This is a genomic window from Pseudomonas sp. S3E17, assembly GCF_024168685.1.
In the GTDB taxonomy this organism is placed as follows: Bacteria; Pseudomonadota; Gammaproteobacteria; order Pseudomonadales; family Pseudomonadaceae; genus Aquipseudomonas; species Aquipseudomonas marginalis.
Genome location: NZ_JALJWE010000001.1, coordinates 2,135,591 through 2,154,605, shown reverse-complemented (window position 1 = coordinate 2,154,605; position 19,015 = coordinate 2,135,591). Strand labels below are relative to the sequence as shown.

The following is a 19,015-nucleotide window of genomic DNA, read 5'->3' as shown; positions in this document are numbered from 1 at the left end:
AACAGCAGGAGAGGGCATGCGCGATTACAAGTGGCTGCACGAATATTGTCTGAACCGCTTCGGTTCAGCGGCCGAGCTGGACGCCCACCTGCCGGTGCCCAAGACCCCGGCGCAGTTACGCAAGATCAGTGATGATCGCTACCTGTCGACCTTGGCGCTGCGCGTGTTTCGCGCCGGCTTGAAACACAGCGTGGTGGATGCCAAGTGGCCGGCCTTCGAGCAGGTGTTCTTCGGCTTCGACCCGGAAAAAGTCGTGCTGATGGGTGCCGAACACCTGGAGCGGCTGATGCAGGACACGCGCATCATCCGTCACCTGGGCAAGCTCAAGAGTGTGCCGCGCAATGCGCAGATGATCCTGGACATCGAGCAGGAAAAAGGCAGCTTCGGCGCATTTATCGCCGACTGGCCGGTGACCGATATCGTCGGGTTATGGAAATACCTGAGCAAGCACGGTCATCAGTTGGGCGGGCTGTCGGCCCCGCGCTTTTTGCGGATGGTGGGCAAGGATACTTTTGTGCCGAGCTATGACGTGGTCGCGGCATTGAATGCGCAGAAGATTGTCGACAAGGCACCCACCAGCCTGCGCGACCTGGCCACGGTGCAGGCTGCGTTCAACCAGTGGCATGCCGAGAGTGGGCGGCCGATGTGCCAGCTGTCGATGATGCTGGCCTATACGGTGAATCACTGACCGGGTTCTAGGGTGTGGCCAACCGGCGGTTCAACTGGTGCCGCCAGCGCACATACAGCAGCGCCGTGCAAAACACCGCCAGGCTGGCCAGCATCTCCAGTACCCCGAACCACTGCCGGTTCGGGTCATACGCCGCCAGCGCGCCCTTGATGAAATACAGGTTCACCGCAAAGCACATCCACGAATACCCGCGCGCGCTGCCGATGATCATCCCCGGCGCCAGCACCAGCAGCGGCACCAGTTCGATCAGCAGGATCACCCACGGGCGTGCCCCGTGCAGGTCGGCGATGAACAGGTAGTACCCGCACAACAAACCCACCAGGGCGAAAAACGCCAGCAGGCTTAACGCGCGTGCCGCCTTGACCCGTGGCTCCAGCCACGCTTGCGGCGGTAGAACCTTAGGCTTCCTGGCCACGGCCGTTCTCCAGCAGCGTGGCGGTCTTGGCCAGGCGCAGGCCCAGGGCCCGGCACAGGGTGATTTCATGCGGGTCGAGCAGGCGCTTGCCATCCGGCCCGGCATGGTGGCTGGCGCCATACGGCGTGCCGCCGCCCTGGGTGTCGAGCAGCGCCTGTTCGCTGTAGGGCAGGCCAGTGATCAGCATGCCGTGGTGCAGCAGCGGCAACAGCATCGACATCAGCGTGGTTTCCTGGCCGCCATGCAGGCTGGCGGTGGAGGTGAACACCCCGGCCGGCTTGCCGACCAGCGCCCCGGTGAGCCACAGGTTGCTGGTGCCATCGAGGAAGTACTTGAGCGGCGCGGCCATGTTGCCGAAGCGCGTCGGGCTGCCCAGGGCCAGGCCCGAGCAGTTTTTCAAGTCATCGAGGCTGGCGTACAGCGCGCCTTCGTCCGGGATGCTCGGCGCCACGGCTTCGCATTCGGTGGAGATCGCCGGTACGGTGCGCAGCCGCGCTTCCATGCCGCCTTGCTCGATGCCCCGGGCAATCTGCCGAGCCATTTCGCTCACCGATCCATTGCGGCTGTAATACAACACCAGCACATACGGCGCAGTCACGGCAGGATCTCCAGCACGTTCTCTGGCGGACGGCCAATGATGGCTTTATCGGCGGTTTCCAGGATCGGGCGTTCCATCAGCTTGGGATGTTCGGCGATCGCGGCGATCAACTGCGCTTCGCTGAGGCTGGCGTCGGCCAGGTTGAGGGCCTTGTATTCGTCTTCGCCGGTGCGCAGCAGTTGGCGGGCGCTGATGCCCAGCTTGGCCAGCAGTGTCTTCAATTGCGCGGCATTCAGCGGGTTTTCCAGGTAACGCACCACGGTGGGGGCGAGGCCTCGGGCTTCCAGCAGTTCGAGCGCACCGCGGGATTTCGAGCAGCGCGGGTTGTGATAAAGCGTCAGATCGGTCATGTGCGGGTCGCATCTTGCGTAAGGTGGCGGGTATTCTACCTGCGCGGCGTCCTGTCCTTAAACCGTAAGAGGCGATAGGTCGCAGCCAACGTTCATTTTTGCGAAGGAATACCCCATGACAAGGCGACTGATCGGTGCATTGGCGATCATCACAACCCTGCTGCTCAGCGGCTGCGGCAATGACTACGGCGTTGACCAATACGGCCAGAAGGTTGCGGCCGAGCGCCTGGATAAACAGTGGCTGGTGGTCAACTACTGGGCGGAATGGTGTGGCCCGTGCCGTACGGAAATCCCTGAGCTCAACGCTCTGGCGGAGCAGTTGAAGGGGCAGGGCGTGGGGGTGTTCGGGGTCAACTTCGACAATGTGCAGGGTGCAGAGTTGAAGGAAGCCAGCGACAAGCTGGGGATCAAGTTCACCGTGCTGGCACAGAACCCGGATGGGATCTTCGAGATTCCGCGCAGCGAAGCGTTGCCGGTGACCTATATCATCGATGACAAGGGCAAGGTGCGCGAGCAGTTGATGGGTGAGCAGACGGCGGAAGGGGTGTTGGCCAAGCTCAAGGCCTTGCGCGGCTAGAGTATTGTCCCCTCCCACATCTGGATCTCACCAACCTGTAGATCGGTGGAGTCAGCCCTCTTCGAGCCACAGGCGAATCGGCTTGCCTTCGGCCGGCCAGAAGCGGGTCTGCTCGATCGGCGAGATGTCCCAGCGCTGTACGCCTTGCAGCGCCTGGAAGAAGCGCTGTTCCTGCTCCATCAGGGCCTCGGCGCAGAGCTTGCGGGTGCTGCCGAGCTTGCCGAAGCTGAGTTTGTCGCCCTCAAGGGTGTACGGCGCGAACCAGTGGTTGCAACCGCCGTTGCCGTAGGCACGCCCATCGGCGCCGAGGGTGACGGTCAGGTGTGCGTAATCCATCAACGGCCGCTCACCAATCCACTCCACCACGTAGCTGTGATCCTGCTTGAGCTTGGCCGCGTCACCGGCGCAGCCACTCAGGGCCGCGCCGACGGCGGCGAGCAGAAGCAGGCCTTTCATTGCCCGGCCTTCTGGCATTTCGGGCAACGGTGCTTGTCGCCTTCGCTGGACCAGCCCAACTCGGCAATGCGTGCGTTGGCGGCCGGTTGCAGCGGCTCCTGGGTCAGCTTGGTTTCCACCGCGAATTCAAATTCCAGCACGGTGTCGCAGCTGTCGCAGTTGACCTTCCAGGTGTGAATCTCCAGCTCGCCGAACTTCGGCCCGCGGGCCATGGCGACCCACTGGCCGGCAGGGCGGATGGAGTAGCGCGCGTCACCTTCGACGGTAAGACGCATGGACAAGGTTTTACTGCCGCGCAGAGTGACGATCAGCACGTCGTCATGCTTGATCGAACCACCGTTGCCGGTGACCTGGTAGCGGCCCGGCACCAAGGCACGGCATTCGATCAGGGTGTGTTGCGGGCTCAGCAAGCTGAAGCGGAAATCGTGTTCGGCCATGGATCCTCCAAATAGGCGCGGCATCCTATCACGGGTGCCTGCTGATCATGAGCCTGGTATGTGACCGCTGATCATCCTTCGACGAGGTTCTGCGCCCGGCCATCGGCCCATGCCGCAATATTGGCCAAGGTGGTGCCGGCAATCGCCGCCAGGGCTTCGCGGGTGAGGAACGCCTGGTGTGCGGTGACGATCACGTTGGGGAAGGTCAGCAGGCGCGCGAGCACATCGTCCTGCAAGGGCAGGTCGGAGCGGTCTTCGAAAAACAGCTGGGCTTCCTCCTCGTAGACATCCAGCCCCAGATAGCCGAGCTGGCCGTCCTTGAGTGCTTCGATCAGCGCCGGCGTGTCGACCAGGCCGCCGCGACCGGTGTTGATCAGCATGGCGCCGGGTTGCATCCGCGCCAGCGAGTGCGCATTGATCAGGTGCTTGCTGTCGGCGGTCAGCGGGCAGTGCAGGCTGATGATCTGCGCCTGGGCCAAGAGCTCCGGCAGGCTCACATAGTCAGCGCCGAGGGCCTGGACCTGCGGGTTGGGGAACGGGTCGTAGGCGAGCAGCCGGCAACCGAAGCCCGCCATGATCCTGGCGAACGTGGCGCCGATCTGGCCGGTGCCGACCACGCCGACGGTCTTGCCCACCAGGTCGAAGCCGGTGAGGCCATGGAGGCTGAAATCGCCGTCGCGGGTGCGGTTGTAGGCGCGATGCAGGCGGCGGTTGAGGGCGAGGATCAGGGCCACCGCGTGTTCGGCGATCGCATGGGGCGAATAGGCCGGGACGCGCACGATGGTCAGGCCCAGGCGTTTGGCGGCAGGCAGGTCCACATGGTTGTAACCGGCCGAACGCAACGCGATCAACCGCGTGCCGCCCTTGGCCAGGTGTTCCAGCACCGGGGCGCTGAGGTCATCGTTGATAAAGGCGCAGACCACCTCGTGGTGTTCGGCCAGGGCGACGGTGTCGAGGTTGAGCCGGGCGGGTTGGAATTGCAGTTCCAGGCCGCGCGGCAAGGGTTCGCCGAGGAAACTGTCGCGGTCGTAGGTCTGGCTGCTGAAAAGAATCACGCGCATCAAAGGCGTCCTTTTTGATGAGTTCAGGCGCTGACCCGCGCTTCACTGGCCAGCCGTGCAATGGCCATGTCCAGCTCGTCCAGCGCGGTCATGGCCTTGGCGTCGTCCTGCTTGAGCAGGGTTTCGGCGCGCTGGCAGGCGGCGCGCAGTTGCGGCACGCCACAGTAGCGGGTGGCGCCGTGCAGGCGGTGGACGCGTTCGATCAGGGCCAGGTTGTCCTTGGCCTCGCGGGCGACGTGAATGGCCTGGCGGTCGGCTTCCAGGGAGGCCAGCAGCATGGCCAGCATGTCGGCCGCCAGATCGGTCTTGCCGGCGGCCAGGCGCAGGCCTTCCTCGTGGTCCAGCACCGGCAATTGCACCCCGGGGCCCAGGCCTTCGACGGCGCGCTCCGGCACTTGGTTGCGCAGGGCCAGGCCGGTCCATTTCAGCACCACCTGGGCCAGTTGCCGTTCGCTGATGGGTTTGGTCAGGTAGTCGTCCATACCGCTTTGCAGCAGGGCGCGCTTTTCATTGGCCATGGCGTGGGCGGTGAGGGCGACCACCGGCAAGGGCGTGCCATGGCGCTCGCTTTCCCACTGGCGGATCGCCTCGGTGCTCTGGCGTCCGTCCATGCCCGGCATCTGCACGTCCATCAGCACCAGGTCGAAGGTGTCCTGTTTCACCGCGTCGACCGCCGCGTAGCCGCTTTCCACTGCACGGACCTGCGCGCCCATGTCTTCCAGCAGGGTTTGCACCAACAGCAGGTTTGCCGGGTTGTCGTCGACACACAACACACGCGGCGCACGGCTGGACAACGGCTCGCCCGGTTCACTGCGTGACGGCCGCGGGCTGATCAGGTCGGACAGCGCACGGCGCAGCTTGCGGGTACACGCCGGCTTGGCCTGCAACTGGCTGTTGGGGTTGGGGACCGACTCGTTGAACAGCATCTGTTCGGTAGTGGGGCACAGCACCAGCACTTTGCAGCCCAGGTGTTCGAGGTCCCACAGGTGCTGGTTGAGGCGCTCGGGCGGGATATCGTTGGCGGTCACGCCGAGTACCGCGAGGTCGATAGCCTGCTCGGTCTGGTGAGCGCTGGTGATGCCGTTGGTCAGGCTTTCCAGGGTATTGAACGGCGTTACTTCCAGGCCACAGTCTTCCAATTGGTGTTGCAGGGCCTGGCGCGCCAGGTCGTGGTTTTCCAGCACCGCCACGCGATGGCCCAGCAACGGCGCGCAGGGCAGGTCTTCGACGTCGTCGCGGGTCTTGGGCAGGTTCAGGCTGATCCAGAATTCAGAGCCTTCGCCCGGCGTGCTGTCGACGCCGATTTCACCGCCCATTTGTTCGATCAGGCGCTTGGAAATCACCAGGCCCAGCCCCGTACCGCCGGGCTGGCGCGACAGTGAATTGTCGGCCTGGCTGAACGCCTGGAACAACGCCCGCACGTCCTGGCTGGACAGGCCGATGCCGGTGTCCTGCACGCTTATGCGCAGTTGCACGCTGTCTTCCTGTTCGTCCTCGATCATCGCCCGGGCCACGATGGTGCCTTCGCGGGTGAACTTGATCGCATTGCTGATCAGGTTGGTGAGGATCTGCTTGAGCCGCAGCGGGTCGCCCACCAGCGCCAGCGGCGTGTCGCGGTACACCAGGCTGACCAGTTCCAGCTGCTTGGCATGGGCGGCGGGGGCGAGGATGGTGAGGGTGTCTTGCAGCAAATCCCGCAGGTTGAACGGGATACTGTCGAGCACCAGCTTGCCGGCCTCGATCTTCGAGAAATCGAGGATTTCGTTGATGATGCCCAGCAGGTTGTCGGCGGATTTTTCGATGGTGCCCAGGTAGTCCAGCTGGCGCGGGGTCAGCTCGCTTTTTTGCAGCAGGTGGGTAAAACCGAGTATGCCGTTGAGCGGCGTGCGGATTTCATGGCTCATGTTCGCCAGGAACTCGGACTTGATGCGGCTGGCCTCCAGGGCCTCCTTGCGCGCCAGGTCCAGCTCGATGTTCTGGATCTCGATGGTTTCCAGGTTCTGGCGCACGTCTTCGGTGGCCTGGTCGATGCTGTGCTGCAATTCTTCCCGGGCATTTTGCAGGGTTTCGGCCATGCGGTTGATGCCCGATGCGAGTTGATCCAGCTCCTGGCTGCCCAAGGGTGGCAGGCGGGTTTCCAGATTGCCGTCCTTGAGTTGGGCCACCGCTTGTTTGATCAGGCCAATCGGCGCGTTGATCGTACGGCTGATGCGCAAGGCCAGGGCCGCGGTGCAGATCAGGCCGATGGCAATCAGCAGCAGGCTGGCGAACAGGCTGCGATAGCCGCGCAGCAACATACCGTTGTGGGACAACTCCACCTCGACCCAACCGAGCAGGCGATCGGCTTCATCGGGGATCAAATCGCCCGCCAGGTTGCGATGGCGACCAAACACCGGCAGCAGGTAGCGCGTGGCGTCGTTGCCGGTGCGCTGCAGCAGGTGGGAGCTGTTGCCCACCGGCGGCTGGTTGAGCATGGTCGGGCCGGCATGGGCCAGGGGCGTGCGGTCCGGCGCCAGGAACGCCACGGTGCGCACGTCCGTCTGTTCCAGGGATTGGGTGGCGATACGCTCCAGCAGGTCGGTATTCCTGCTGCCCATGGCCGGAGCCACCAGGGGCGCCAGCTGCTCGGCGATCATTTCCCCGCGTTGCAGCAACTGGGCCTGTAACTCCGAGAGCTGCATCCAGGTGAAGTACCCTCCCAACAACAAGGCCATCAGGCTGGTCGGTAATAAGGTCAGCAACAGTACGCGGCCTTTTATCCCCATTCTTTTAAGCACGCCACTCTCCTGCTACCACACTGATATCAATCTTCCGCGCCGGCATCCGGCCCGCGCCACCTGCGCAGTGTAGCCATTTGCGCGGCCTGGAATCTTGCAAATTAATGACAGAGGGCAATCTTCGGGCCGTTGGACGCCGTGTGGCGATTGCCTGCGGCGGGGTTATCTTGAATAATCAGTGATTGAGAATGACTTGCAGACGCTAATGAATCCCGCGGCAGTTGGCCTACCCCGTATCCTTACAATTGAAGATGACCCCGTGCTGGGTGCCTATGTGCATGAGCATTTGGGGCGCTGTGGCTTCCAGGTCACTTGGTGCCAGAACGGTCAGCAGGGCCTGGAGATGGCGCGCGACCAGGCATTCGACGTGGTGTTGATGGATATTCTGCTGCCGGGCCTGGATGGCTTGTCGATCCTCACCCATTTGCGCCGGAGCCATTCGATTCCGGTGATCCTGATGTCGGCCCTGGGCGCTGAAACCGATCGCGTCAGCGGTTTTCGCCTGGGTGCCGATGATTACCTGCCCAAACCCTTCAGCATGGTAGAGCTGCGCGTGCGTATCGAAGCCATCCTGCGGCGGGTGGCCCTGGATCGGCGCCCGTTGCCGACGCTTGCGCCCGTGCGCGAGGATACCCGCACGCTGCGTTTCGATGACGAGCTGTGCGATGTTTTTCATCAAGGCCACTGGGCGGGCCTGACCCGCAGCGAATATCGCCTGCTGGAAACCCTGCACCGCAACGCTGAAGAAGTCCTCAGCAAAGCCTTCCTCTACCAGCACGTGTTGCAACGGGGTTATGCGCCCCATGATCGCAGCCTCGACATGCATATCAGCCAGATCCGCCGCAAGCTCAAGGCCATCGGCTACACCGAGCGTGAGGTGCGCACGGTGTGGGGCAAGGGCTATGTGTTGAGCGGTCACGACGATGGGCTTTGAGGCATCGCTGAAACGGCTGCCGGGCAGGCACTCGTTATTCTGGAAACTTGCCTGCCTGCTGATCGCCTTCTGTTTGCTGATGATCTGGCTCAGTTGGTCCTGGGGCCGGTACATGGAGCAAAAGAACGCCTACCTGTCCGATGAGGCCAGGAGCACCTTGAGTGGTTATGCGGTCGGCGCCGAGCAGGCCTGGAACCAGGGCGGCAATGCCGGCGTTGATGCGTGGCTGCAGGCAATGGGCAAGCGCGAAAGCACGTGGATCGGGGTGATCGGCAATGACTTGCAGTCGTTGAGCAGCTACCCGCTGACCGATACGGAAAGCCAGCGCCTGACCTTCCTTCGGGGCCTGGACTGGCCGGTCAGCCGCCACGTCAAGGGGTTGCCGTGGTTGAAGATCCCGTTTGTGGTGGATCCGGGCGCCGGTTCGCTGGTGATTGAACTGCCGCAGCGCTTTATGCCGGGGCGCTACCAACTGTTCTGGCGGGTGGTGACCAACGGCGTGATTCCCGGCCTCTTTACCTTGTTGCTGTGCGTCGGCCTCTATCGGTTGCTGATCATGCCCCTCAATCAACTGCGCGAGCAGGCCAACGCATGGCGTGCCGATCAGTTGAATACGCGGATGTCCCACGACGCCACCAGCCGCCAGGACGAATTGGGCGAGCTGGGGCGCGCGTTTGATCATATGTCCGAGCGCTTGCAGGGTACGGTGATGCTGCAACAGCAGCTGTTAAGGGACATGTCCCATGAACTGCGCACGCCCTTGAGCCGTTTGCGGGTGGCCTGTGACAGTGAGCAGGATCTTGCGCGCCTGCGTGAGCGGCTGGGTCGGGAGATCGACGCCATGCAGCGCCTGGTGGAAGACAGCCTGCAACTGGCCTGGCTGGATACCGAGCGGGCGCCGCTGCCCAAAGAAGATATTCAGGTGCAGGCGCTGTGGGACATGCTGCGCGAGAACGCGTGCTTTGAAAGCGGTTGGCCGGCATCGCGGCTGCCCTGCCTTCTGGGCGCCGACAGTTGGGTGAGGGGCAACCTGAATGCCCTGGCCCAGGCCCTGGAGAATATCCTGCGCAACGCCATACGCCATTCCCCGGCGGAGGGGGTCGTGTGCCTGGATGGATGTCGCGAGGGGGAGTATTGGCACCTTTGGTTGGAAGACCAGGGCGGGGGAATCGATGAGCAGGATCTGGAGCGAATCTTTGCGCCGTTTACGCGGCTGGACGGTTCGAGGCCCGGCGATGGTGGCTTCGGGCTGGGCCTGAGCATCGCGCGTAATGCCGTGCAACGCCAGGACGGCAGCCTGTGGGCGGAAAATACCGGCCAGGGCTTGCGTGTGCACCTGCGGTTGCCGGCGCGATAGGTCTCAGCCTCGGCGCTGCCTGCGCTTTTTCCATTGGTGCGCGACCCACCAGCGCCAATACCCCATGGTCAGGCAGTAGGCCAGTGCGCCCAGCACCAGCCCCAACACCACCGAACCCAGCAGGAAGGGCTGCCACAGGGTGCTCAACTGGCCGCTGATCCACTCCCAGGTCAGGTCGTCGGGCAGGCTGCGCGGTGGCACATTCATCAGCCATGCGCCGGTCATGTAGGTGCAGATGAACACCACCGGCATGGTGATCGGGTTGGTCAGCCATACCAGGCTGATGGCGATGGGCATATTGCCGCGCACGGTGATCGCCAGCACTGCCGCCAGCAGCATCTGCAACGGGATCGGGATAAACGCCGCGAACAAACCTACGGCCATGGCGCGTGCCACGGAGTGCCGATTCAGGTGCCAGAGGTTCGGGTCGTGCAGCAACGTGCCAAGAAACTGTAATGACTTGTGTTCCCTGATACTGGTGGGGTCGGGCATGTACCGTTTGAATAAGCGCCGAGGCATAGGGGGTCCAGGTCAGTTCGAGGGGCAAGTATGCCCGCATTCTATAAACAGAAAATTCAGACTTTGTGACAAAACATCATAGGACACGCTGGGCCCTCGTCTAAGACTGAGTGGATCACTTGAAAAGGAGTGTTCATGAAGACAGGGATGTTCGCGCTCGCGCTGGGGTTGCTTGCCTTGCGCTTTCTACCGGCGCTGCCGCCGACGGGATGGCTGATAGCCATGCTGGTGCTGGCATTGATGCTATTGCCCTTTCGTACGTCGCCACTGGCATTTTTCCTGTTGGGCTTGAGCTGGGCCTGCATCAGTGCGCAGTGGGCGCTGGATGATCGACTACGGCCGGTGCTGGATGGCCAGACGCGATGGCTGGAAGGCCGTGTAACCGGGTTACCGCAGCAGACAGAGACGGGAGTGCGTTTTGAGCTGGCCGACAGCCAGGCGCGCAACGCCCGGTTGCCCAAGCGCATCCGGGTGTTTTGGCACGGCGGGCCGCCGGTACGCAGTGGCGAGCGCTGGCGTATGGCCGTGACGCTGAAACGGCCTGCCGGGCTGCTCAATTTTCATGGTTTCGATCAGGAGGCCTGGCTGCTGGCCCAGCGCATTGGCGCCACCGGCTCGGTGAAGGATGGTGAGCGCCTGGCGCCGGCGCGTCATGCCTGGCGTGACACTGTTCGCCAACGCCTGATGGCGGTGGACGCCCACGGCCGCGAGGCGGGCCTGGCGGCTTTGGTGCTGGGGGATGGCTCCGGGCTGGCGGCCGAAGACTGGCAGGTGTTGCAGGACACTGGCACGGTGCACCTGCTGGTGATTTCCGGCCAGCACATTGGCTTGCTGGCGGGGTTGATCTACGGGTTGGTCGCGCTACTTGCACGCTACGGCTGCTGGCCCCGTACCTGGCCGTGGCTGCCGTGGGCGTGCGGCCTGGCGTTTGCCGCCGCGCTGGGGTACGGCCTGCTGGCAGGGTTTGGCGTGCCGGTGCAACGGGCCTGCGTCATGGTGGGGCTGGTGTTGTTGTGGCGCCTGCGCTTTCGTCATCTGGGGTTTTGGTGGCCGTTGTTGCTGGCACTCAATGGCGTGCTGATCCTGGAACCACTGGCCAGCCTGCAACCCGGATTCTGGCTGTCCTTCATGGCTGTCGCGGTGCTGGTCCTGGGATTTGGTGGGCGGTTGGGGCCGTGGAGTGTCTGGCAGGCATGGACACGTCCCCAGTGCTTGATTGCCGTTGGTCTGTTTCCTGTGTTGCTGGTGCTCGGCTTGCCCGTCAGCGTCAGTGCGCCGCTGGCCAACCTGGTTGCCGTGCCGTGGATCAGCCTGGTGGTGTTGCCCCTGGCCTTGCTGGGGAGCGCATTGTTGCCGCTGCCGTATGCCGGGGAGGGCGTGTTGTGGCTGGCGGGCGGGGCGCTTGACGGGTTGTTCCGGGGCTTGGCATGGCTCGCTGGGCAAATGCCTGCCTGGATACCGGCCGAGGTGCCCCTGGGTTACTGGCTGATCAGCCTGGTCGGCGCGGTGCTGTTACTGCTGCCCAGCGGCGTGCCGTTTCGGCCCCTGGGCTTGCCGCTGCTGTTGTTGGCCGTATTTCCACCCCGCGAGCTCGTGCCTCATGGGCGGGTGGAGGTGGTGCAGCTGGATGTCGGGCAAGGTCAGGCCTTGATCCTGCGTACCCGCCATCACACGTTGCTCTACGATGCCGGCCCGCGTTCGGGGACGGTTGACCTCGGTGCCCGTGTGGTAGTGCCTGCGTTGAAAAAGCTCGGCGTCGGGACGCTGGATATGATGCTGCTGAGCCACGCCGACGCCGATCATGCCGGTGGGGCGTCGGCTGTTGCCCGAGGGTTGCCGATCCGGCGTGTCGTGGGCGGTGAAACCGAGGGGTTGCCCGCGTTTCTCGCAACGCAGCCCTGCGTCAGCGGCGAACGGTGGGAGTGGGACGGTGTGGCATTCGAGCTGTGGCAGTGGCCTGATGCGATTGATGGCAACCCCAAGTCCTGTGTTCTGCAGGTCCAGGCCAATGGCGAGCGGCTGCTGCTCACGGGGGATATTGATCGGGCTGCCGAACGAGCATTTCTCGCGTCTTCGCTGGCCGTGCGCACCGATTGGCTGCAGTCGCCTCACCATGGCAGCCGCAGTTCGTCGTCGTGGCCATTTCTACAGCGGCTGGCGCCCACGTCGGTGCTGATTTCCCGTGGGCGTGGCAATGCGTTCGGCCATCCTCACCCGCAGGTGGTGGAGCGCTACCAGCGACTGGGCAGCCAGATATACGACAGTGCCGAGCTGGGCGCGGTGCGTGTGCAATTAGGGGCTTTCCAGCCACCGACTGTTGCGCGTAGTCAACGCCGTTTTTGGCGCGAAACGTTACCCTGAGCCGGCCATGCCAAAGACCGGCGCCTGGGACAGACGGGTCCATGGCCGACGAACCCCGCCGCCGAACCTATATGGTAAAGTGGCGCACTTTTTCGAGGGGACATTCACTGTGTGGGAATTGGTCAAATCTGGCGGCTGGATGATGTTGCCCATCATCCTGAGCTCCATCGCCGCACTCGGCATCGTTGCCGAACGTTTGTGGACCCTGCGCGCCAGTCGCGTCACCCCCGAGCATCTGCTGGGGCAGGTCTGGGGCTGGATCAAGAACAAGCAGCTGGACAAGGACAAACTCAAGGAACTGCGCGCCAACTCGCCCCTGGGTGAAATCCTCGCCGCCGGCCTGGCCAATTCCAAGCATGGTCGCGAGATCATGAAAGAGTGCATAGAAGAGGCCGCCGCCCGGGTCATCCATGAACTGGAGCGCTATATCAACGCCCTCGGCACCATCGCCGCCATGGCGCCGTTGCTCGGCTTGCTGGGTACGGTACTGGGCATGATCGATATTTTCAGCTCGTTCATGGGCTCGGGCATGACCACCAACGCGGCCGTACTGGCCGGCGGCATCTCCAAGGCCCTGATTACCACGGCGGCGGGCCTGATGGTCGGTATTCCGTCGGTGTTCTTCCACCGTTTCCTGCAGCGGCGCATCGATGAACTGGTGGTTGGTATGGAGCAGGAAGCCATCAAGCTGGTGGAAGTGGTGCAGGGTGACCGTGATGTGGACCTGGTTGGGGGCAAAGCGTGAAATTTCGCCGCAAGCAACGGGAAAATGTCGACATCAACCTCGCGTCGTTGATCGACGTGGTGTTTATCCTGCTGCTGTTTTTTGTCGTCACCACCACCTTCACCCGGCAGACCGAACTGCGTGTCGACCTGCCGGAAGCCGTGAGTGGTTCGCCGGCCGAAGACCAGGAAGTCAAGCAACTGGACATCGCCATCAGCGCCGACGGGGCGTTTTCGGTGAATAACCAGGTGCTGGAGAAAAACGACCTCGCCAGCCTCATGGCGGCCCTGGAGAAAGAGTCCGGCGGCGATACCAAGATGCCGTTGTCTATCAGTGCCGATGGCAAGACCCAGCACCAGGCCGTGATCACGGCGATGGACGCCGCCGGCAAGCTCGGTTTCAGCCATCTGCGCATGAGCACTGTCGAGGCGGCGAGCCAACCCTGATGGCCATGTCCGATCGTTTGCTCAAGGCCTGGTACGAGGGCCATCCGGCGCTTGCGTTGTTGCGTCCGCTGGAATCGTTGTATCGCCGGGTGGTGCAGCGCAAGCGCGCGCGGTTCCTGGCGGGAGAGGGCGAGATCTATCAATCGCCGGTGCCGGTGGTGGTGGTGGGTAATATCACCGTGGGCGGCACCGGCAAGACGCCATTGATCCTGTGGTTGATCGAACACTGCCGGCGCAGAGGCCTGCGGGTGGGTGTGGTCAGTCGCGGCTATGGCGCCAAGCCGCCGCAGTTGCCCTGGCGCGTCGAGGCCAGCCACAGCGCCACTGTGGCGGGCGACGAGCCTTTGCTGATCGTGCAGCGCTGCGGCGTGCCCCTCATGATCGATCCTGATCGCAGTCGTGCGGTGCAGGCCTTGCTTGCCAGCGAGACCCTCGACCTGATCCTCTCCGACGACGGCCTGCAACACTACCGCCTGGCCCGTGACCTGGAACTGGTGCTGATCGACGCCGCCCGGGGCCTGGGCAATCGCCGTTGTCTGCCGGCGGGGCCATTGCGCGAACCGGTTGAGCGTTTGCACAGTGTGGATGCACTGCTCTACAACGGTGCCGGCTCGGATCGCGACGATGGCTTTGCGTTTCGCCTGCAACCCACCTCACTGGTCAACCTGCACAGCGGCGAGCGCCAGTCGGTGGCGTACTTTCCTGAGGGGCAGCAGGTACACGCGGTTGCCGGTATCGGCAACCCGCAACGTTTCTTCAACACCCTCGAAACGCTACACTGGCAGCCGATTCCCCATGTTTTTGCCGACCACGCGCCCTACAGCGCCGAGGTCTTGAATTTTACCCCGTCATTGCCACTGGTCATGACCGAGAAGGACGCGGTGAAGTGCCGCGCCTTTGCCCAGCCCGACTGGTGGTACCTTGCGGTGGATGCGGTGCCGTCGCCGGCGTTCGTCGCCTGGTTCGACACGCAGCTGATGCGCCTGCTGCCCGCCCGTCTTTTGCCTTAAACGCTGCTATCCAGGAAACACTCATGGACACCAAACTGCTCGACATCCTCGCTTGCCCGATCTGCAAAGGCCCGCTCAAGCTCAGCGCCGATAAAACCGAGCTGATCAGCAAGGGCGCCGGCCTGGCGTACCCGATCCGTGATGGCATCCCGGTGATGCTGGAAAGCGAAGCCCGCACCCTGACCACCGACGAGCGCCTGGATAAATGACCACCGCCTTTACCGTTGTCATTCCTTCCCGCTACGCCTCGACACGCCTGCCGGGCAAGCCGCTGCAACTGATCGGCAGCAAGCCGATGATCCAGCTGGTGTGGGAGCAGGCCTGCAAAAGCAGCGCTGAGCGTGTCGTGGTGGCCACTGATGACCCGCGCATCATCGAGGCCTGCAAAGGGTTCGGCGCCGAAGCGGTGCTGACCCGTGAAGATCACAACTCCGGCACTGACCGCCTGGCCGAAGTGGCCACGCAGTTGGGCCTGGCGCCAGATGCCATCGTCGTCAATGTGCAAGGTGACGAGCCGTTGATCCCGCCGGGCGTGATCGACCAGGTGGCCGCTAACCTGGCCGCCCACGGTGAAGCGCGTATGGCGACCCTGGCTGAGCCGATTGAAGACATCGACACCCTGTTCAACCCGAACGTGGTCAAGGTGGTCAGTGATGTCAACGGCCTGGCGCTGACCTTCAGCCGTTCGACCTTGCCCTGGGCGCGTGATGCCTTCGCCAGGAACCCTGACCTGTTGCCGGAAGGGGTGCCGTACCGTCGCCATATCGGCATCTACGCCTACCGTGCCGGTTTTCTGCATGACTTCGTGAGTTGGGGCCCGTGCTGGTTGGAAAATACCGAATCCCTGGAGCAGCTCCGAGCCCTCTGGCACGGCGTACGTATCCACGTGGGGGACGCCCTGGAAGCACCGCCTGCGGGTGTCGATACCCAGGAAGACCTTGAGCGCGTCCGTCGCCTGCTGGGGGCCTGATGGAGGTTCTGTTTGTCTGCCTGGGCAATATCTGCCGCTCGCCCACCGCTGAGGGCGTACTGCGCCATAAATTGCGCGAAGCCGGGTTGGCGGGGCAGGTCGACGTAGCGTCCGCCGGCACCGGCGAGTGGCATGTCGGCAACCCGCCGGACCAGCGCAGCCAACGTGCGGCGCTGGTGCGCGGCTACGATTTGTCGGCCCAGCGGGCCCGGCAGGTCTCCCGCGCCGACTTTGCACGCTACGACCTGATCCTGGCCATGGACCACAGCAACCTGCGCAACCTCAAGGCCATGCAGCCCGGCCAGGGCAAGGCGGAGCTGGACCTGTTCCTGCGGCGCTATGAGGCTGAAGTGGACGAGGTGCCGGATCCCTACTACGAAGGCGAACAAGGCTTCGAACGGGTCCTGGACTTGATCGAGCAGGCGTGTGATTTACTGGTGATCGAATTGAAGGGACGGTTATGACCTTGCAAGTGCGGGCGCAGGTGTCGCTCAAGCCATTCAACAGCTTTGGCATTGATGTGCGGGCCCGACTGTTTGCCGAAGCCCGCAGTGACGCCGATGTGCGCGAGGCGCTGGCCTATGCGTCGACCCAGGCGTTGCCTGTGCTGGTGATCGGCGGTGGCAGCAACTTGCTGCTGACCCAGGACATTCCTGCCCTGGTGTTGCGTATGGCCACCCAGGGCATTCGTGTGCTGCAGGATGATGGCGTGCAGGTGGTGGTCGAAGCCGAAGCCGGCGAAGCCTGGCACCCGTTTGTACTGTGGACCCTGGAACAGGGCTTCTGCGGCCTGGAAAACCTCAGCCTGATCCCCGGCACCGTCGGTGCTGCCCCCATGCAGAACATCGGCGCCTACGGCGTGGAGATCAAGGACGTCTTTGCCGGCTTGACCGCCCTCGATCGCCAGACCGGCGAGTTGCGCGATTTCAGCCTGGAAGAATGCAACTTTGCCTACCGTGACAGCTTGTTCAAGCATGAAGTCGGGCGCTGGCTGATCCTGCGGGTACGCTTTGCCCTGAGCCGCGCCAGCCACCTCAAGCTCGACTACGGCCCAGTGCAGCAGCGCCTGGCGGGGCAGGGGATCACCGAGGCGACACCAAGCGATGTCAGTCGCGCGATTTGCAGCATCCGTAGCGAAAAATTGCCCGACCCGGCAGTGCTGGGCAATGCCGGCAGCTTCTTCAAGAACCCGCTGGTACCCAAGGCCCTGGCTGAAGAGTTACAGGCGCAGTATCCGGACCTGGTGGCTTACCCGCAGGCGGATGGGCAGATGAAACTGGCCGCTGGCTGGCTGATCGACAAGGCCGGCTGGAAGGGCTTTCGTGACGGCGATGCCGGCGTGCATGCCCTGCAGGCGCTGGTGCTGGTCAACTATGGCGGCGCCACGGGGCACGATATTGCCAGCCTGGCCCAACGTATCCAGCGGGATATCGCCCAGCGTTTCAAGGTCGAGCTGGAAATGGAACCTAACCAGTATTAATGCCGTGAAAACAAAAATGCCCCGTATCTTTCGATACGGGGCATTTTTTATGCAGCGAGTAAATCAGTCGTCGCGGCTCATGATGCCGAAGATCTGCAACAGGCTGATAAACAGGTTGTAGATCGACACATACAGGCTGACGGTCGCCATGATGTAGTTGCGCTCACCGCCGTGGATGATGGCGCTGGTCTGGAACAGGATGCACACGGAGGAGAACAGCACAAAACCCGCGCTGATCGCCAGTTGCAGGCCGCTGATCTGGAAGAACATGCCCGCCACCACCGCCGCCAGCAACACGAAGAAGCCTGCGGTGATGAAACCACCCAGGAAGCTCATGTCCTTGCGGGTGACCAGCACGTAGGCCGACAGACCACCAAACACCAGGGCGGTCATGGCAAACGCCGAGCTGACCACTTCCGCACCGCCGGCCATACCGAGGTAACGGTTGAGGATCGGGCCGAGGATAAAGCCCATGAAGCCGGTCAAGGCAAACGCCGACACCAGGCCCCAGGCCGAGTCACGCAGCTTGTTGGTCAGGAAGAACAGGCCATAGAAACCGATCAGAACGACAAAGATATTCGGGTAGCCGACGTGCATCTGCTGGGCCACGAACGCCATTAAGCCGCTGAATGCGAGGGTTAGGGCGAGCAGTCCATAGGTGTTGCGCAACACGCGGCTGACTTCAAGCTGCTCAGCCTGCGCGTTACCATTCACTGCGTAATTCTGTTCGCGCATGGCGACACTCCTTCGGTTTTGAAACGTTCAGTCGCAAAGATCATAACAGACGCTCTGTAACAAGCGATGGCGAGAGTTTGACAGTGTGTTTCATTCGGGTATTATGGCGCCCGCTGAGACAGGATGGGCTATCCTAATCCTGTGATGCACAAGGGAAATTGGCAGAGTGGTTGAATGCACCGGTCTTGAAAACCGGCGAACGTTAATAGCGTTCCCAGGGTTCGAATCCCTGGTTTCCCGCCAAGATTCAAACGAAAGCCCCGCGATTGCGGGGCTTTTGTGTTTCTGGGGTTTGGCGATCTTCTGCTTACTGTGCCCTGTAGCAGACTTGCGCAGCCAATACTGATGATTGCCGATGCAGCCCGGGACTGGAATCACGGAACTGAAACCACTTCAACGGGCACATTGAATTTGTGGTTTTTCCAGTCAGCTTTTGCTCGTCATCTTTTTGTTTTTTTACTACTATCGTTCATCTGCGCACTCAAGGAAGAGAGGCTGAGCGCCTTGAGGCTGGTAGAAAAATTACACTCGATCATTGAATGAGTTATTACTTTTACCCAGAACCTAACGACTCAGCCATCCGTAATTACCTCTTGGTGGAACCGATGGATAAAATGTGTGGCATCGTTGTAGTGGTAGGGCTTGCCCTCTCTGGATGCGCTACGAAAACTCCAGAAAGACCTGATGTGACTCCACCTCCTGCCGTCGTCCAGGAAGCACCGCCTGAAGTCGCACCTTCGACACCAGAAAAATGGACTGTGCGATATGAGGCTGCACCTGCGAACGCCAGTGCTGACGCCCCGAAAGCAGCTTCTCCGGAGGCGGCTCAGTCAGAATCAGAAACAAACTTGAACCAAAATCGCGCTGAGCAATGCCGTAAAGAACTGGATGTTTTAAAGGTCTACAACAAAGCGTCTTACGATAAATACGAGGCGCAATACCAGGCCATTGCTGCCAAGACTGCCAAATACATGGAAATTAAAGACTCATTGGGTCCCGATTTAAACTACATGGTTATGCCGGCTTATCAATTTCAAATTCGTGAGTTCTGCTTCCGAGTTAAGACCCGTCTGTCGGAGCTTGTGCTTCGCCAAGCCCGATAATATTCCGCGTCCGGGGA

Annotated in this window: 22 protein-coding genes and 1 tRNA gene; 14 read left to right on the top strand and 9 right to left on the bottom strand. The window is 62.4% G+C overall.

Translation table 11 applies throughout. The annotated features are described in order from the left end of the window. Positions 1–16 precede the first annotated feature (16 nt). On the top strand, positions 17–688 hold the full coding sequence (locus J3D60_RS09310) for a DNA-3-methyladenine glycosylase I (RefSeq protein ID WP_053128532.1): 672 nt from the start codon (positions 17–19) through the stop codon (positions 686–688). 7 nt (positions 689–695) lie between these two features. Here J3D60_RS09310 and J3D60_RS09305 read toward each other — a convergent pair whose 3' ends face one another. The 3 genes from J3D60_RS09305 to arsC are packed head-to-tail and all read right to left on the bottom strand — an operon-like array spanning position 696 to position 2,051. Further along, complete coding sequence (locus J3D60_RS09305; protein ID WP_253491066.1) at positions 696–1,103, bottom strand: DUF2069 domain-containing protein; 408 nt, start codon at positions 1,101–1,103, stop codon at positions 696–698. Continuing rightward, positions 1,087–1,701 (bottom strand): NAD(P)H:quinone oxidoreductase, encoded by a 615-nt coding sequence (gene wrbA / locus J3D60_RS09300; RefSeq protein ID WP_027606360.1) that lies wholly within the window; start codon positions 1,699–1,701, stop codon positions 1,087–1,089. The genes J3D60_RS09305 and wrbA overlap by 17 nt, the downstream gene beginning before the upstream one ends. Continuing rightward, entirely contained in the window at positions 1,698–2,051 is a 354-nt protein-coding gene (arsC, locus tag J3D60_RS09295; RefSeq protein ID WP_065940055.1) for an arsenate reductase (glutaredoxin), read from the bottom strand. Before arsC ends, wrbA begins: the two co-directional genes overlap by 4 nt. Positions 2,052–2,166: 115 nt before the next feature. Here arsC and J3D60_RS09290 point away from each other — a divergent pair, with 115 nt between their 5' ends. Then, entirely contained in the window at positions 2,167–2,628 is a 462-nt protein-coding gene (locus J3D60_RS09290; RefSeq protein WP_032889653.1) for a TlpA disulfide reductase family protein, read from the top strand. 51 nt (positions 2,629–2,679) lie between these two features. Here J3D60_RS09290 and J3D60_RS09285 read toward each other — a convergent pair whose 3' ends face one another. From J3D60_RS09285 to J3D60_RS09270, 4 genes are all read right to left on the bottom strand, one after another. After that, positions 2,680–3,084 (bottom strand): META domain-containing protein, encoded by a 405-nt coding sequence (locus J3D60_RS09285; protein WP_027607328.1) that lies wholly within the window; start codon positions 3,082–3,084, stop codon positions 2,680–2,682. Further along, positions 3,081–3,521 carry a hypothetical protein gene (locus J3D60_RS09280; RefSeq protein WP_253491064.1) on the bottom strand — a complete coding sequence of 147 codons (441 nt, stop codon included), beginning with the start codon at positions 3,519–3,521 and terminating at the stop codon, positions 3,081–3,083. The genes J3D60_RS09285 and J3D60_RS09280 overlap by 4 nt, the downstream gene beginning before the upstream one ends. A gap of 71 nt (positions 3,522–3,592) precedes the next feature. Continuing rightward, positions 3,593–4,582, bottom strand: coding sequence for a 2-hydroxyacid dehydrogenase (locus tag J3D60_RS09275; protein WP_065940052.1), 990 nt, complete (start codon positions 4,580–4,582; stop codon positions 3,593–3,595). A gap of 23 nt (positions 4,583–4,605) precedes the next feature. Continuing rightward, positions 4,606–7,359, bottom strand: coding sequence for a response regulator (locus J3D60_RS09270; RefSeq protein ID WP_065940051.1), 2,754 nt, complete (start codon positions 7,357–7,359; stop codon positions 4,606–4,608). 205 nt (positions 7,360–7,564) lie between these two features. On the opposite strand from J3D60_RS09270, the gene J3D60_RS09265 reads away from it, so the two are divergent. Beyond that, positions 7,565–8,293: a response regulator transcription factor gene (locus tag J3D60_RS09265; protein ID WP_065940050.1), complete on the top strand. Its 729-nt coding sequence runs from the start codon at positions 7,565–7,567 to the stop codon at positions 8,291–8,293. After that, on the top strand, positions 8,283–9,650 hold the full coding sequence (locus J3D60_RS09260) for a sensor histidine kinase (protein ID WP_065940049.1): 1,368 nt from the start codon (positions 8,283–8,285) through the stop codon (positions 9,648–9,650). The genes J3D60_RS09265 and J3D60_RS09260 overlap by 11 nt, the downstream gene beginning before the upstream one ends. A 3-nt stretch (positions 9,651–9,653) precedes the next feature. Here J3D60_RS09260 and J3D60_RS09255 read toward each other — a convergent pair whose 3' ends face one another. After that, positions 9,654–10,169 carry a DUF2062 domain-containing protein gene (locus J3D60_RS09255; RefSeq protein ID WP_065940048.1) on the bottom strand — a complete coding sequence of 172 codons (516 nt, stop codon included), beginning with the start codon at positions 10,167–10,169 and terminating at the stop codon, positions 9,654–9,656. A 135-nt stretch (positions 10,170–10,304) separates the two neighbouring features. On the opposite strand from J3D60_RS09255, the gene J3D60_RS09250 reads away from it, so the two are divergent. The 8 genes from J3D60_RS09250 (at position 10,305) to murB (ending at position 17,160) form a co-directional block, all read left to right on the top strand. Next, on the top strand, positions 10,305–12,530 hold the full coding sequence (locus tag J3D60_RS09250; RefSeq protein WP_253491061.1) for a ComEC/Rec2 family competence protein: 2,226 nt from the start codon (positions 10,305–10,307) through the stop codon (positions 12,528–12,530). 109 nt (positions 12,531–12,639) lie between these two features. After that, positions 12,640–13,275, top strand: a complete 636-nt coding sequence (locus tag J3D60_RS09245; protein WP_065940046.1) for a MotA/TolQ/ExbB proton channel family protein — start codon at positions 12,640–12,642, stop codon at positions 13,273–13,275. After that, the gene (locus J3D60_RS09240; protein WP_027607319.1) at positions 13,272–13,700 is read left to right on the top strand and encodes a biopolymer transporter ExbD; all 429 of its coding nucleotides are present in this window, start codon (positions 13,272–13,274) and stop codon (positions 13,698–13,700) included. Before J3D60_RS09245 ends, J3D60_RS09240 begins: the two co-directional genes overlap by 4 nt. Next, positions 13,700–14,710, top strand: a complete 1,011-nt coding sequence (lpxK, locus tag J3D60_RS09235) for a tetraacyldisaccharide 4'-kinase (protein ID WP_253491058.1) — start codon at positions 13,700–13,702, stop codon at positions 14,708–14,710. Before J3D60_RS09240 ends, lpxK begins: the two co-directional genes overlap by 1 nt. Before the next feature lie 23 nt (positions 14,711–14,733). After that, positions 14,734–14,919 (top strand): Trm112 family protein, encoded by a 186-nt coding sequence (locus J3D60_RS09230; RefSeq protein WP_003174668.1) that lies wholly within the window; start codon positions 14,734–14,736, stop codon positions 14,917–14,919. Beyond that, a complete protein-coding gene (kdsB, locus tag J3D60_RS09225; RefSeq protein ID WP_253491055.1) occupies positions 14,916–15,680 on the top strand; it encodes a 3-deoxy-manno-octulosonate cytidylyltransferase in 765 nt (254 codons plus the stop codon). Before J3D60_RS09230 ends, kdsB begins: the two co-directional genes overlap by 4 nt. Then, on the top strand, positions 15,680–16,144 hold the full coding sequence (locus J3D60_RS09220; RefSeq protein ID WP_065940044.1) for a low molecular weight protein-tyrosine-phosphatase: 465 nt from the start codon (positions 15,680–15,682) through the stop codon (positions 16,142–16,144). The genes kdsB and J3D60_RS09220 overlap by 1 nt, the downstream gene beginning before the upstream one ends. Next, on the top strand, positions 16,141–17,160 hold the full coding sequence (murB, locus tag J3D60_RS09215) for a UDP-N-acetylmuramate dehydrogenase (RefSeq protein ID WP_065940043.1): 1,020 nt from the start codon (positions 16,141–16,143) through the stop codon (positions 17,158–17,160). The genes J3D60_RS09220 and murB overlap by 4 nt, the downstream gene beginning before the upstream one ends. Before the next feature lie 63 nt (positions 17,161–17,223). Here murB and J3D60_RS09210 read toward each other — a convergent pair whose 3' ends face one another. After that, positions 17,224–17,895, bottom strand: coding sequence for a Bax inhibitor-1/YccA family protein (locus tag J3D60_RS09210; RefSeq protein WP_027607314.1), 672 nt, complete (start codon positions 17,893–17,895; stop codon positions 17,224–17,226). Positions 17,896–18,047: 152 nt separating this feature from the next. Between J3D60_RS09210 and J3D60_RS09205 the strand changes: the two genes are divergently transcribed. Further along, a tRNA-Ser gene (locus tag J3D60_RS09205) sits at positions 18,048–18,138 on the top strand. Positions 18,139–18,434: 296 nt separating this feature from the next. Beyond that, positions 18,435–18,998: a hypothetical protein gene (locus tag J3D60_RS09200; protein ID WP_253491053.1), complete on the top strand. Its 564-nt coding sequence runs from the start codon at positions 18,435–18,437 to the stop codon at positions 18,996–18,998. The last annotated feature ends 17 nt before the right edge of the window (positions 18,999–19,015 follow it).